Raw genomic sequence first — 14584 nt, forward strand, 5'->3', positions numbered from 1 at the left:
GGCTGTATCCCTCCATGTCGATGGTGCAAGCGCCACTGCCGGCCACGAAGGCGGAGTCCTCCTCCGCCTCCGTGGCCGGCGGCCGGCCGCCCAAGCGAGGACTCTCGCTGCTGACGGCCCGCCCCTGGCTCCTCCTCGCCCCTGGCCTGGTCATCCTCGCGGTGCTCATGCTCTGGCCGCTCATCCAGGTCTTCATCTTCTCGCTGCAGGATTACGGCCTGCGCGAGATCAACACCGGCGAGAACAACTGGATCGGCGTCGACAACTACGTCGAGGCGCTCACCAATCCGACACTCTGGACGGTCGTGCTCCCGAACACCGTCGGCTTCGCCGCTGTCGCCGTGTTCGTCACCGTCGCCGTGGGAACGCTCGTCGCCCTGCTGCTCGCGAAGCTCGGCACCGTCTGGCGCACGATCGTCTCCAGCTGCATCATGGTGGCCTGGGCGATGCCCGCGGTCACCGGCACCTACGTCTGGACGTTCATCTTCGATGCCGACCGCGGCATCTTCAACACCGTCCTGCAGGACCTCGGTCTGATGGACGACCCGGTGAACTGGTTCACGAACCAGTGGTCGTTCTACGCCATCGTCCTGCTGAACGTGGTGCACCACGGATTCCCGTTCGTCGCGATCACGGTGCTCGCCGGTCTCCTGGGCGTCTCGAAGGAGATGCTGGAGGCGGCGGCCCTCGACGGCGCCAACGCCTGGATGCGCTTCTGGAAGATCATCTTCCCCACTCTCAAGCCCGTCTTCTCGGTCGTGATCATCCTGTCGACGATCTGGGACTTCAAGGTCTTCGCGCAGGTCTACCTGATGCCCGGCGGAGGAGGCGGCAACCGGTCGGTGCTCAACCTCGGTGTCTGGTCGTATGTCGAGTCCTTCGGTCAGAACCGTTACGGGTTCGGTGCCGCTCTCGCCGTGCTCCTCACCCTCGTGCTGATCGGCATCACGATCGTGTACATCCGTTCGCTCATGAAGGAGGACGAGCTGTGAACCCCCGCCCCTCTGTCATGTCGCGCCTCGGCACCGGCATCGCGATCGCCGCGGTCCTGATCTTCACCCTGTTCCCGGTGTACTGGATGGTCTCCAGCGCGCTCGACGCCAAGGCGTCCAGCGGGGGACAGTCCCTGCTGCCGCAGGAGTTCACATTCGACAACTTCGCGTTCGTGCTCACCGACGGCGGCTTCGGCACGTACCTCCGCAACTCCGCGATCGTGGCGCTCGTCACCGTGCTCGTCAGCGCCCTGGTGTGCCTGCTCGCGGCGGTCGCCGTCGCGCGCTTCCGCTTCAAGTTCCGCACCACGATCCTCATGATGATCCTCGTCGTGCAGATGGTGCCGCTCGAGGCCCTCGTGATCCCGCTGTTCCTGCAGGTGAAGAGCCTGGGTCTGCTCAACAGCATCCTCGGTCTGATGGTCGTGTACGTCGCGCTCTCGCTGGCGTTCGGAATCTGGATGCTGCGCGGGTTCGTCGCAGCGGTGCCGGTCGAACTCGAGGAGGCCGCGTACATCGACGGGGCCAGCTGGTGGCGGATGTTCCGCTCGATCCTGCTGCCGCTCGTGATGCCCGGCCTCGTCGCGACCAGCATCTTCAGCTTCATCACCGCGTGGAACGAGTTCATCTTCGCCATGACGATCCTCGGCAGCGCCACGGACCAGTACACGGTGTCGATCGGTCTGAAGTCGTTCTTCGGCCTGCACTCGAACGATTGGGGCAGCATCATGGCGGCATCGACGATCATCACGATCCCTGTCATGATCTTCTTCGTGATCGTGCAGCGCCGGCTCTCCGCCGGCATGGTGGCAGGAGCGGTGAAGGGATGACGGACGAGCTCGAACGACTCGCCAATGCGGTGCTCTGGCCTGGATTCCTCGGGACCGAGGCTCCGCAGTGGCTCGTCGGCGAGCTCGAGGACGGCCTCGCCGGCGTGGTCTACTTCGGGCAGAACATCGGCGAGGGGCTGTCCGCACTGAGCGCGCAGATCCTCCGCAGGAATCCCGACGCCCTGATCGGCATCGACGAGGAGGGCGGCAACGTCACCCGTCTCGAGTCCGCCACAGGGTCGACCCTTCCCGGGGCCGGGCAGCTCGGCATCCTCGACGACGTCGACGTGACGAGGGCATCCGGCGCGGAACTCGCCAGGCGGGTCACGGCGATCGGTGCGAACGTGGTCCTCGGGCCGGTCGCCGACGTGAACACGGATCCGCGCAACCCTGTGATCGGCGTCCGCTCGTTCGGCAGCGACGCGGCTCTGGTCTCGCGACACGCGCTGGCCGCAGTCGACGGGATCCAGAGCGGCGCGGCGGCGGCCTGTGTGAAGCACTTCCCCGGGCACGGCGACACGCACCTGGACTCGCATCACGCGTCCCCCGTGATCTCGCTCGACGTCGACGAGTTCGAACGAGTCCACCTCGAGCCTTTCCGGGCCGCGGTGGCCGCGGGTGTCGACGCGATCATGACGGCGCACATCGTCGTGCCTGCATGGGGACCAGAGCCCGCGACGCTGAACCCACGGGTGCTCGGCATGCTCCGCGACTGGGGGTTCGACGGGGTGATCATCTCCGATGCCCTCGACATGGCGGCGATCCGCGAGACCGTCGGCATCGGCGCCGGGGCGGCACGTGCGCTCGCTGCGGGCGTCGACCTGCTGTGCATCGGAAACCCCACCAACAGGGGAGGGGCCACCCTGCCCGACCAGGACCGACGCGACTTCCTCTCTGCGCGCGACGGCATCGTCTCAGCGCTCCGAGACGGGTCGCTGCTGCGCACGCGGGTCGAGGAGGCGGCGGCTCGGGTCGCGGCCCTCGCCGCTGCCCTGCGGGAGCGCGCGGATTCGGCATCCGGTCCGGTCGACTTCGATCCGCGCGAGATCGTCGGGCGGGCGATCACGGGTGCGACGGCGGATGCGGCGTCGCTCGCCGTCGTCGACGCGCGTAGCCGGTCGACCCTCGCCGTCGACAGTGCCTCGGCCTACATCGCCGAAGCGCTTGCGGCCGGCGGCCATCGTGCCAGGGTCGACGTGGCTCGGACATCGCTCGACGAGCAGGACACCGCTCTCGACGCCGCCGTCGCGGCCGAAGGACTCACGGTCGTCCTGCTGGATCGACCGGACGCGGACGACGCTCAGCGAGCTCTGGTCGAGCGCGCTGCCACGCGCGACCCCGAGGCCGTCGTCGTCAACGTCGGGCTCGCACCGCAGCATCCGCTCGCTCTGCCGATCGTCGAGGTCGGCGCAGCGAGCCTGGTCGGTGCTCAGGCGGCCAGGGAGCGGCTGACGAACAAGGGTCTGACCGGAGACGGCTCGTCACTCGGCGACGCGGATCTGGCTGACTGAGGCAGGATGACACCGTGGACTCAGACGTTCTCGCGCTGGTGCGCCGATCGATCGCCCGTCTGAGTGCTGCCGAGGCTCGGGTCGCGGAGACCATTCTCGGCGACCCCACGCTGGTCGTGGATCTCGCCATCAACGACCTCGCGCGGCTGTGCAACACCTCACTGTCGACAGTGGCGAGATTCGCGCAGTCGCTCGGGTTCAGCGGGTATCGCGAGCTGAGAGTGGCGGTCGCACGGACGGTGACGCTCGCCCAGGCGCAGCAGGCCCGTTTCGGTCTCGACACCACGGCGATCGATCCGGACGACGAGCCGTCGGCGATCGCCGCCAAGCTCGCGTCCCAGGAGATCGACGCGATCGAGAAGACGGCGCTGGGACTCGACGCGGACGCTCTCGACCGGGTCGCGCTGGCCGTGGTCGCCGCGCGACACGTCGACCTGTTCGGGCAGGCGGCATCGTCGCTCACAGCGCAAGACCTGCAGCAGAAGCTCGCCCGCATTGGATGCTCGGTCGCCCACTCCGCCGACCCGCATCTCGCCCTCACGACCGCATCGCTGCGCTCGACGGACGACGTCGTGATCGCCTTCTCGCACGGGGGCGAGACGCAGGAGGTCGTGCGGGCGGTGGAGGTCGCGAGAGACGCCGGGGCACTCTCCGTCGCCGTCACGAGCGCGCCGGACTCGACGCTCGCTCTCGCCGCTGACATCGTGCTGCTCACCTACGCACAGGAGTCACCGTTCCGTATGGCGGCGATGTCGAGTCGCATCGCGCAGCTCGCGCTCGTCGACATCCTCTTCGTCAGGGTGGTGCAGCACCGGGGGGAGCCCGTCGTGATCCCCCTCCAGCTGACGCACGACGCGGCGGCGTCACGCCGTCGGCGCTGAGTCCACGACCGCCGGCGGCGACCCGCGGGTGAGACGAGATCAGTCGACGTGGTCGCGTGTGCTCGCGAGCGCGCGTGTTGCGATGCGGTGCGCGCGAGCGAGGCTGCCCGTGAGCGAGAGCCCGGTGAGCACCCCCGCGAGGAATCCGGCGGCGAACGCGTCACCCGCGCCGATCGATTCGACGACCGGCACATCCAGTGCCGCACTGTCGGTGCGCTCCGATCCCTCGAACGCGACCGCTCCGCGCGGGCTCGTGGCGAGGAGGTACCGCGGTTCGGGGAACAGCTCGCGCAGCCGGTCGGGGTTCGAGGTGCCGAACACGGCCTCGGCGTCCGGCTGCGTGCAGAAGACGACGTCGGCGCGGCGGGCGTAACCCGAGATCGCCGCCCGCCCCTCGGCTTCGCGCCCCCGCCACAGAGCAGGGCGCCAGTTCACGTCGAAGCTGAGCAGGCGTCCTTCCCGGTCGGCGTCGAACAGGGCATCCTGAGCTGCCCGTGCCGTCTCGGAGAGGGCGGGGGTGATGCCCGATGTGTGCACCAGCGCCGCCTCCGCCAGCAGCTCGGATGCGGGTGATGCGGAAAGAGTCGCGGGTGACATCGCCGCCGCCGCAGAACCGGATCGGTAGTAGTGCATGGTCCCGTCGACCGACCCGTCGGGCCGAGGCGACAGCTCCTTCACGTAGAGGCCGGTGGGAGCCTCCGGATCCACCTCGACGGCGATGTCGTCGACCCCATGTCTGCGCAGCTCGGCGGTGAGGAAGCGACCGAATCCGTCGTCGCCCACCCGGGACACGACCGCGGTGCGGATGCCCGCAGAGGCGAGGGCGATCGCGGCATTCCACTCCGCTCCGGCGAGGGAGCGGTGGAAGGTCCGGACGTCCTCGAGAGGGGCGGCGGTGGCGGGGACGAGGGCCACCAGGCCCTCGCCGACGCAGACGGCGAGGGGAGACGTGTCTGGCACGTTCTGGAGATTACCGGATCGACCGTGCGGCCGAACATCCGTAACAGGAATGCAACCTGGAGATGTTTTGCAACGGTGTACCCACTGGGTAGCGTCGAGGGCATCACCGTTTCCGGAGTCGAAGACGCCTCCGGAACGCGCACTGCAGCGCTCGACAGGAAGGTCACACAATGCACCATAAAGTCATGCGTCGGCGAGGACTCATCGCCGTCACCGGAGCAGCGCTCGCCGCGCTGGTCCTCTCGGGATGCGTCGCCAGCGAGCGCGGCGACGACGGCTCCGAGGGCTCAGGAGATGTGGACGGCACGTTCGTGTTCGCCGCGTCGTCGGACCCTGCGAGCCTCGACCCGGCATTCGCCCAGGACGGTGAGAGCTTCCGCGTCTCCCGTCAGATCTTCGAGGGTCTCGTCGGCACCGAACCCGGAACCGCCGACCCCGCCCCGCTTCTCGCCGAGTCGTGGGAGTCGTCCGAAGACGGCATGAGCCACACCTTCACCCTGAAGGAAGACGTCACCTTCCACGACGGCACGCCGTTCAACGCCGAAGCGGTGTGCGCGAACTTCGACCGTTGGTTCAACTGGACCGGTCTCGCCGCGTCCGAGGCCTTCGGCTACTACTACAACAAGCTCTTCAAGGGCTACGCAGACAACCCCGCCGACGCCGTGTACAAGTCGTGCACGCCCGACGGCGACTACTCCGTCACGATCGATCTGAACAAGCCGTTCGCCGGCTTCGTCGCATCGCTGTCGCTGCCGTCGTTCGCGATGCAGAGCCCGTCGGCGCTGCAGGAGTTCGGCGCCGACGACGTCAGCGGCTCCGCCGAGGCGCCGGTGCTCTCCGAGTACGCGATGGGGCACCCCGTCGGCACGGGCCCCTACCAGTTCGACGAGTGGGCACCGGGCGAGCAGGTCTCGCTCAAGGCCTACGGCGACTACTGGGGCGACGCGGGCCAGATCGACGAGATCATCTTCCGCACGATCGACGACCCGACCGCGCGTCGCCAGGCGCTCGAGTCCGGCTCGATCGACGGCTACGACCTGGTCGGCCCCGCCGACACCCAGGCGCTCGAGGACGACGGCTTCACCATGGTGTCGCGCCCTCCGTTCACGATCCTGTACCTCGCGTTCAACCAGGCCATCCCCGAGCTGCAGGACCCCAAGGTCCGTGAAGCGCTCTCGTACGCGGTCGACAAGGATGCGCTGATCAGCCAGGTTCTGCCCGAGGGCACAGAGAAGGCGATCGAGTTCGTGCCCGACACCGTCAACGGCTACAACCCCGACGTCACGACGTACGACTACGACCCCGAGAAGGCGAAGTCCCTGCTGGCCGAGGCCGGCTACGACGAGGCCAACCCGCTGAAGCTCACCTTCAACTACCCGGTCAACGTCTCGCGTCCGTACATGCCGGACCCCGAGCAGATCTTCACGGTCCTGTCGTCGCAGCTCTCCGAGGTCGGCGTCGAGACCACCCCGGTCTCGGAGGAGTGGGTCGAGTACCTCGACCGCACCACCGGTACGTCCGACCACGGCATCCACCTGCTGGGCTGGACCGGTGACTACAACGACACCGACAACTTCGTCGGCGTCTTCTTCGGCCAGCAGAGCTCCGAGTGGGGCTTCGACAACCCCGAACTGTTCCAGAAGCTGAACGAGGCTCGCGGCGTCTCCAACCTCGAGGACCAGACGGCCCTCTACGAGGAGATCAACGAGATGGTCGCTCAGTTCATCCCGGGCGTCCCGCTCGCGCACCCGGCGCCCACGCTGGCGTTCGACCCGCGCGTCGAGAGCTACCCCGCCAGCCCGGTGAACGACGAGGTCTTCACGGACATCGTCCTCACCAAGTAGGTCTGACCGACTGAGATTGCCCACCCGGGTCTCCGCGCTCGCCGCGGAGGCCCGGGCCCGGCGTACCTTCTGATCAACGGAGACCTCTTGCTGCGCACCATCGGCAGGCGACTGCTTTTCCTCATTCCCACCCTGATCGGCCTCAGCATCCTGCTGTTCGCCTGGGTCAGGGCCCTCCCGGGCGGCCCGGCCGTCGCTCTTCTCGGCGAGAAGGCGACTCCGGATGCCATCGCGAGGGTCAACGAGCTCTACGGCTTCAACAAGCCGATCATCGAGCAGTACTTCATCTGGGTCGGACGCCTTCTGCAGGGCGATTTCGGCACCTCGATCCAGACCAACCGACCGGTGACGGAGGAGTTCTTCCGTCGCTTCCCCGCGACGATCGAGCTGAGCGTCGTGGCGCTCATCTTCGCGATCGGCGTCGGCATCCCTCTCGGATACTGGGCCGCCCGCCGCCACGGCAGGTTCACCGACCACGCCTCGGTGGTCCTGAGCCTCGTCGGCATCACCATCCCGGTGTTCTTCCTGGCCTTCATCCTGAAGTACGTCTTCGCGGTGCAGCTGGGGTGGCTGCCGTCCGACGGCAGGCAGAACCCTCGAATAGACGCCACCCATCCCACCGGCTTCTATGTGTGGGACGGCATCATCACCGGCGAGTTCGACGCCTCGTGGGACGCGCTGATGCACCTCGTGCTCCCGGCGCTCGCACTCGGCACCATCCCGCTCGCGATCATCGTCCGCATCACGAGGGCCAGCGTCCTCGAGGTGCAGAACGCGGACTATGTGCGCACCGGCCGGGCGAAGGGCGTCGGCGCCTCGACGTTGCGCAGCCGTTTCATCCTGCGCAACGCCATGCTGCCGGTGATCACCACCATCGGCCTCCAGACCGGTCTGCTGATATCGGGAGCCGTGCTCACGGAGACCGTGTTCGCGTTCCCCGGCATCGGCTCGTTCCTCGCGAGGGCGATCTTCACGAGGGACTTCCCGGTGCTCCAGGGGTTCATCATCTTCATCGCGATCGCCTATGCGCTGATCAACCTGGCGGTCGACGTGTCGTACAGCTTCATCGACCCGAGAGTGCGGGTGCAGTGATGTCCCGTCTCGTTCTCCGAAAGGGGGTGGCGTCATGACCATCTCGCTCCCACCCGCACAAGGCCCGTCGGCGGCGAGCGGCTCGGTCGTCGACACCGTCGCCGTCAATCAGGCCGGCCTCAAGGAGGGGCCGGGCGGATTCTGGCGCGACGTGTTCCGCCGTCTCCGCCGCAACCCCACCGCCTGGATCGGTGCAGGCATCGTCCTGCTGTTCGTGCTCGTGTCGGTGCTCGCACCGATTCTCGCGCCGTACCCCGAGACCGCGCTCCCCGGAGCGAAGTACATCACTCCGACGAACATCCCCGGGCCCGGCGAGCTGCCGGAGTTCCCGCTCGGTCTCGACCGCTTCGGCGGAGACGTGCTCTCCAAACTCATCTGGGGTGCGCAGGCGTCGCTGCTCATCGGTGTCATCTCGACCGCGCTGGGCCTGGTCGGCGGAATGATCCTCGGGTTGCTCGCAGGCACCTTCGGGGGGTGGGTCGACACGCTCATCATGCGCATCGTCGACATCATCCTCTCGGTGCCGAACCTGCTGCTGGCGGTCTCGATCGCCGCGATCCTGGGCCAGACGCCCTTCGCGGTGATGATCGCGATCGGTGCGTCGCAGGTGCCGATCTTCGCGCGTCTGCTGCGTGCGTCGATGCTGCAGCAGCGATCGAGCGACTACGTGCTGTCGGCGCAGACCCTGGGTCTGGGCCGCGGGCAGATCACGATGTCGCACGTGCTGCCGAACGCCATCGGGCCGGTCATCGTCCAGGGAACGTTGACGCTCGCGACCGCAGTCATCGACGCGGCTGCGCTGTCGTTCCTCGGACTCGGCGGCGGTCGCCCCGAGACGGCCGAGTGGGGGCGCATGCTCACCTACGCGCAGGCGGAACTCGCCATCGCGCCGTGGTTGGCATTCCTGCCCGGTATCTGCATCGCGGTCACCGCGCTCGGCTTCACCCTCTTCGGTGAGGCGCTGCGCGAGGCCATGGACCCGAGGACGAGAGCACGATGAACGCTGCGAAAGAGAATCAGAACCCCGGCGCGCCGCTGCTGTCGGTCGAGGGCCTCGCCGTCGACTTCGCCACCATGGACGGCGTCGTGCATGCGGTCGAGGGAGTCGATCTCGAGATCGCTCCGGGGCAGACTGTCGCGATCGTGGGGGAGTCGGGGTCGGGCAAATCGACGACCGCCATGGCGATCATCGGTCTGCTCGCCGGAGGCGGACGTGTCGCCGGCGGCAGCATCCGCCTGGACGGCAAGGACATCACCCGCGCTCCCGAGCACGAGCTGCGCATGATCCGCGGTCGAGACATCGGGCTCGTCCCGCAGGACCCGATGTCGAACCTGAACCCGGTCGCCAAGATCGGCACCCAGGTCGCCGAGACGCTCCTCGCGCACGGGCTGGCCACCAGGCAGAACGTGCACGAGAAGGTGGTCGAGGCGCTCACCGCCGCAGGCCTGCCCGACCCTGAGAAGCGTGCGAAGCAGTATCCGCACGAGTTCTCCGGCGGCATGCGTCAGCGCGCGCTGATCGCGATCGGCCTGGCGTGCAAGCCGCGTCTGCTGATCGCGGATGAGCCGACCAGCGCGCTCGACGTCACGGTGCAGCAGACGATCCTCGATCAGATCGGTGAGATGACCCGGGAGCTCGGTACCGCCGTGCTGCTCATCACCCACGATCTGGGACTCGCGGCCGAGCGAGCGGAGCGTGTCATCGTGATGCACCGCGGCAAGGTCGTCGAGCAGGGGCCGGCGAAGCAGATCCTCGAGGATCCGCAGCATCCGTACACCCAGTCGCTCGTGAAGGCGGCGCCTTCGGTGGCCGCAGCGCGTCTGCGCCCGGAAGCCTTCCAGGTGGACGATCGACCGGCTGAGCAGGCGGCTGCGCACGAGCCGGCGGATCCCGTGACCGCTCCCGCCTCGTCGACCGCCGACAACATCGTCGAGATCGAGAACCTCACCAAGGTCTATCCGGTGCGCGGGCAGAAGGAGGACTTCGTCGCGGTGAACGACGTGTCTCTCGCGATCCCGCGAGGCGAGACGGTCGCGATCGTGGGCGAGTCGGGTTCCGGCAAGACGACCACGGCGCGGATGCTGCTGAAGATCATCGAGCCGACCAGCGGACTGATCCGTTACGAGGGCAAGGACATCGCCTCGCTCAGCAGAGCCGAGACGCGGGACTTCCGTCAGAAGGTGCAGCCGATCTTCCAGGATCCGTACTCGAGTCTGAACCCGATGTTCACTATCGAGCGACTGATCGCCGAGCCGCTGGACTTCTACAAGCGGGGGAGCAGCGCCGATCGGCGCAAGCGCGTCCGTCAGCTGCTCGACGATGTGGCGCTGCCGCAGTCGATGCTGCGGCGGTACCCGTCGGAGTTGTCCGGAGGTCAGCGTCAGCGTGTGGCGATCGCGCGAGCGCTCGCTCTCTCGCCCGAGCTGATCGTGTGCGACGAACCGGTCTCGGCGCTCGACGTGCTCGTGCAGGATCAGATCCTCAAGCTGCTCGGTGACCTGCAGACCGAGTACGGGCTCAGCTATCTGTTCATCTCGCACGACCTCGCGGTGGTGCGATTGATCAGCGACTACGTGTGCGTGATGAAGGACGGATCGCTCGTGGAGGCGGCCTCGTCGGAGGAGATCTTCACGAATCCGCGGGACCCGTACACACGACGGCTGCTGGCCTCGATCCCGGGGAACGAGCTCAACATCGCCTCCTGAAGCCCTTCGGACCCGTTCCTCTCGACCTTCTTCGGATGCCATTACCGCAGCATCCGAAGAAGGTCAAGGATCGAGCTTGCCATGTCGCGAGATCGAGCGTATAGTTGGTAGTTGCGCTCGCTTCTCCCTGCCCTCATATGGTGGTCGGCAGCTCGTTGAGCATTCGGGCGCACACTCCACCTGACGACAAAGGAATCGAGAAGCCCTGCGGGGCTCACGGAGGTTATTCCCTTGGCTGCTGCTCGCAACGCATCCACATCCACCACCACCAAGAACGGACGCGGAGCATCCCGTCTTTCGTTCGCCAAGATCTCCGACACGCTGACGGTCCCTGACCTTCTCGCTCTGCAGACCGAATCCTTCGGATGGCTCGTCGGCAACGACGCCTGGAAGGCTCGTGTCGCGGAGGCCAAGAAGGCCGGCCGCACCGACGTGAACGAGAACAGCGGTCTCGGCGAGATCTTCGAGGAGATCTCTCCGATCGAGGACCTCGGCGAGACGATGCAGCTGTCGTTCACGAACCCGTACCTCGAGCCGGAGAAGTACTCCATCGAGGAGTGCAAGGAGCGTGGCAAGACCTACGCCGCTCCGCTGTACGTCGAGGCCGAGTTCATGAACCACCTCACGGGTGAGATCAAGACCCAGACGGTCTTCATGGGCGACTTCCCGCTGCAGACCGACAAGGGAACGTTCATCATCAACGGCTCCGAGCGCGTCGTCGTGTCGCAGCTCGTGCGCTCCCCGGGTGTCTACTTCGACAAGACCCCCGACAAGACGTCCGACAAGGACATCGTGTCGGCCCGCGTCATCCCGAGCCGTGGTGCATGGCTCGAGTTCGAGATCGACAAGCGCGACCAGGTCGGCGTGCGCGTCGACCGCAAGCGCAAGCAGTCGGTCACCGTGTTCCTCAAGGCGCTGGGCATGACCAGCGAGGAGATCCTCACGGAGTTCGCCGGCTACACCTCGATCGAGGAGACGCTCGCGAAGGACACCATCGTCACGAAGGAAGATGCGCTCCGCGACATCTACCGCAAGCTGCGTCCGGGCGAGCAGGTCGCCGCCGAGGCCGCCCGTGCGCTGCTGGACAACTTCTACTTCAACCCGAAGCGCTACGACCTGGCGAAGGTGGGTCGTTACAAGATCAACCACAAGCTGGGCCTCGACGCTCCGCTCACCGACTCGGTCCTCACGGTTCAGGACATCGTCGCGACGATCAAGTACCTCGTGCGTCTGCACGCAGGCACCGAAGAGACCTTCCCCGGCATCCGCTCGGGCAAGAAGGCCGAGATCCGCATCGCGACCGATGACATCGACAACTTCGGCAACCGTCGCATCCGCGCGGTCGGCGAGCTGATCCAGAACCAGGTCCGCACCGGTCTCTCCCGCATGGAGCGCGTCGTCCGCGAGCGCATGACCACGCAGGACATCGAGGCGATCACGCCGCAGACCCTGATCAACGTGCGCCCCGTCGTCGCCGCGATCAAGGAGTTCTTCGGAACGTCGCAGCTGTCGCAGTTCATGGATCAGAACAACCCGCTCGCGGGTCTGACCAACAAGCGCCGCCTCTCGGCTCTCGGCCCCGGTGGTCTGAGCCGTGACCGCGCAGGTGTCGAGGTCCGTGACGTCCACCCGTCGCACTACGGCCGCATGTGCCCCATCGAGACGCCTGAAGGCCCGAACATCGGTCTGATCGGTGCTCTCGCGACCTTCGCGCGCATCAACTCGTTCGGTTTCATCGAGACCCCGTACCGCAAGGTCGAGGGTGGCGTCGTCACCGAGCACATCGACTACCTGACCGCTTCCGAAGAGGTCGACTTCAACATCGCGCAGGCCAACGCCCCGCTCGACAAGAACGGTCGCTTCCGCGAGAGCCACGTCCTCGCACGCCCCAAGGGCGGTAGCGGTGAGGTCGACCTCTTCCTCCCGGAGGAGATCGGCTACATCGACGTCTCGCCGCGCCAGATGGTGTCGGTCGCGACCTCGCTCGTGCCCTTCCTCGAGCACGACGATGCACAGCGCGCCCTCATGGGTGCCAACATGCAGCGTCAGGCCGTGCCGCTGCTGCGCAGCGACTCGCCGCTCGTCGGAACCGGTATGGAGGGCTACACGGCCATCGACGCCGGCGACGTGCTCACGGCCGAGAAGCCGGGTGTCGTCACCGAGGTCTCCGCAGACCGCGTCACCGTCATGCTCGACGAGGGCGGCACGCAGGACTACCACCTGCGCAAGTTCGACCGCTCGAACCAGGGCACGTCCTACAACCAGAAGGTCGTCGTCAACGAGGGCGACCGCGTCGAGGTCGGGGAGGTCATCGCCGATGGCCCCGCCACCGAGAACGGCGAGCTGGCACTCGGAAAGAACCTCCTCGTCGCGTTCATGACGTGGGAGGGCTACAACTTCGAGGACGCGATCATCCTCAGCCAGGACCTGGTGAAGGACGACACCCTCTCCTCGATCCACATCGAGGAGTACGAGGTCGACGCCCGCGACACGAAGCTGGGCAAGGAGGAGATAACCCGTGACCTCCCCAACGTCAGCCCCGAGCTGCTCAAGGACCTCGACGAGCGCGGCATCATCCGCATCGGCGCCGAGGTCCGCCCCGGCGACATCCTCGTCGGCAAGGTCACGCCGAAGGGCGAGACCGAGCTGTCGGCGGAAGAGCGTCTGCTCCGCGCGATCTTCAACGAGAAGAGCCGCGAGGTCCGTGACACCTCTCTGAAGGTGCCCCACGGTGAGCAGGGCACGATCATCGCCGTCAAGGAGTTCAACGCCGAAGACGGCGACGACGAGCTCGGCTCCGGCGTCAACCGCCGCGTCGTGGTCTACATCGCCCAGAAGCGCAAGATCACCGAGGGCGACAAGCTCGCCGGTCGTCACGGCAACAAGGGTGTCATCGCGAAGATCCTCCCGATCGAGGACATGCCGTTCCTCGCGGACGGAACGCCGGTCGACATCGTGCTGAACCCGCTGGGCATCCCGGGTCGAATGAACTTCGGCCAGGTGCTCGAGACCCACCTCGGGTGGATCGCGAAGCAGGGCTGGAAGGTCGAGGGAACCCCCGAGTGGGCTGCGAAGCTCCCGAAGGACGCCTTCGAGGCCGCCCCCGGCACCAAGGTCGCCACTCCGGTGTTCGACGGTGCGAGCGAGGAGGAGATCGCAGGTCTCCTCGACGCGACCATCCCGACCCGCGACGGCATCCGCCTGATCGACTCCACCGGAAAGGCCCAGATGTTCGACGGCCGCTCCGGCGAGCCGTTCCCGGCGCCGATCTCGGTGGGCTACATGTACATCCTGAAGCTCCACCACCTGGTCGACGACAAGATCCACGCGCGTTCGACCGGCCCGTACTCGATGATCACCCAGCAGCCGCTCGGTGGTAAGGCGCAGTTCGGTGGCCAGCGATTCGGTGAGATGGAGGTGTGGGCCCTCGAGGCCTACGGTGCGGCATACGCGCTCCAGGAGCTCCTCACGATCAAGTCCGACGACATCCTCGGCCGCGTCAAGGTGTACGAGGCCATCGTCAAGGGCGAGAACATCCAGGAGCCCGGCATCCCCGAGTCCTTCAAGGTGCTCATGAAGGAGATGCAGTCGCTCTGCCTGAACGTCGAGGTCCTCTCGGCCGACGGCACGCTGGTCAACCTGCGTGACACGGACGACGAGGCCTTCCGCGCAGCGGAGGAGCTCGGCATCAACATCTCCAGCCGCTTCGAGGCCGCCTCGATCGACGAGATCTAAGGTCCAGGCCGCCGACTGAGCGTCACGCCCGGT

10 protein-coding genes are annotated in these 14584 nt (G+C 66.9%); 9 read left to right on the forward strand and 1 reads right to left on the reverse strand.

Annotated features, from left to right (window positions below; all coding sequences use genetic code 11):
- The first annotated feature begins 14 nt into the window (after positions 1 to 14).
- Genes MRBLWH13_RS01835 through MRBLWH13_RS01850 form a run of 4 tightly spaced genes read left to right on the forward strand, consistent with a single transcriptional unit; the run spans position 15 to position 4214 of the window.
- The gene (locus tag MRBLWH13_RS01835) at positions 15 to 992 is read left to right on the forward strand and encodes a sugar ABC transporter permease (RefSeq protein ID WP_341956643.1); all 978 of its coding nucleotides are present in this window, start codon (positions 15 to 17) and stop codon (positions 990 to 992) included.
- On the forward strand, positions 989 to 1822 hold the full coding sequence (locus MRBLWH13_RS01840) for a carbohydrate ABC transporter permease (protein ID WP_341956644.1): 834 nt from the start codon (positions 989 to 991) through the stop codon (positions 1820 to 1822). Before MRBLWH13_RS01835 ends, MRBLWH13_RS01840 begins: the two co-directional genes overlap by 4 nt.
- Entirely contained in the window at positions 1819 to 3333 is a 1515-nt protein-coding gene (locus MRBLWH13_RS01845) for a glycoside hydrolase family 3 N-terminal domain-containing protein (RefSeq protein WP_341956645.1), read from the forward strand. The genes MRBLWH13_RS01840 and MRBLWH13_RS01845 overlap by 4 nt, the downstream gene beginning before the upstream one ends.
- Positions 3334 to 3347: 14 nt before the next feature.
- Positions 3348 to 4214, forward strand: coding sequence for a MurR/RpiR family transcriptional regulator (locus MRBLWH13_RS01850; protein WP_341956646.1), 867 nt, complete (start codon positions 3348 to 3350; stop codon positions 4212 to 4214).
- Positions 4215 to 4253: 39 nt separating this feature from the next.
- Here MRBLWH13_RS01850 and MRBLWH13_RS01855 read toward each other — a convergent pair whose 3' ends face one another.
- Positions 4254 to 5174 carry a sugar kinase gene (locus MRBLWH13_RS01855; RefSeq protein ID WP_341956647.1) on the reverse strand — a complete coding sequence of 307 codons (921 nt, stop codon included), beginning with the start codon at positions 5172 to 5174 and terminating at the stop codon, positions 4254 to 4256.
- A 170-nt stretch (positions 5175 to 5344) separates the two neighbouring features.
- Between MRBLWH13_RS01855 and MRBLWH13_RS01860 the strand changes: the two genes are divergently transcribed.
- From MRBLWH13_RS01860 to MRBLWH13_RS01880, 5 genes are all read left to right on the forward strand, one after another.
- Positions 5345 to 7018 carry an ABC transporter substrate-binding protein gene (locus tag MRBLWH13_RS01860; protein WP_056309360.1) on the forward strand — a complete coding sequence of 558 codons (1674 nt, stop codon included), beginning with the start codon at positions 5345 to 5347 and terminating at the stop codon, positions 7016 to 7018.
- A gap of 87 nt (positions 7019 to 7105) precedes the next feature.
- Positions 7106 to 8110: an ABC transporter permease gene (locus tag MRBLWH13_RS01865; protein WP_341956648.1), complete on the forward strand. Its 1005-nt coding sequence runs from the start codon at positions 7106 to 7108 to the stop codon at positions 8108 to 8110.
- A 34-nt stretch (positions 8111 to 8144) separates the two neighbouring features.
- The gene (locus tag MRBLWH13_RS01870; protein ID WP_341956649.1) at positions 8145 to 9110 is read left to right on the forward strand and encodes an ABC transporter permease; all 966 of its coding nucleotides are present in this window, start codon (positions 8145 to 8147) and stop codon (positions 9108 to 9110) included.
- The gene (locus MRBLWH13_RS01875; protein WP_341956650.1) at positions 9107 to 10816 is read left to right on the forward strand and encodes an ABC transporter ATP-binding protein; all 1710 of its coding nucleotides are present in this window, start codon (positions 9107 to 9109) and stop codon (positions 10814 to 10816) included. The genes MRBLWH13_RS01870 and MRBLWH13_RS01875 overlap by 4 nt, the downstream gene beginning before the upstream one ends.
- A 231-nt stretch (positions 10817 to 11047) precedes the next feature.
- On the forward strand, positions 11048 to 14551 hold the full coding sequence (locus MRBLWH13_RS01880; protein WP_341956651.1) for a DNA-directed RNA polymerase subunit beta: 3504 nt from the start codon (positions 11048 to 11050) through the stop codon (positions 14549 to 14551).
- Positions 14552 to 14584: the final 33 nt, after the last annotated feature.

The sequence above is a fragment of the Microbacterium sp. LWH13-1.2 genome (genome assembly GCF_038397735.1).
In the GTDB taxonomy this organism is placed as follows: domain Bacteria; phylum Actinomycetota; class Actinomycetes; order Actinomycetales; family Microbacteriaceae; genus Microbacterium.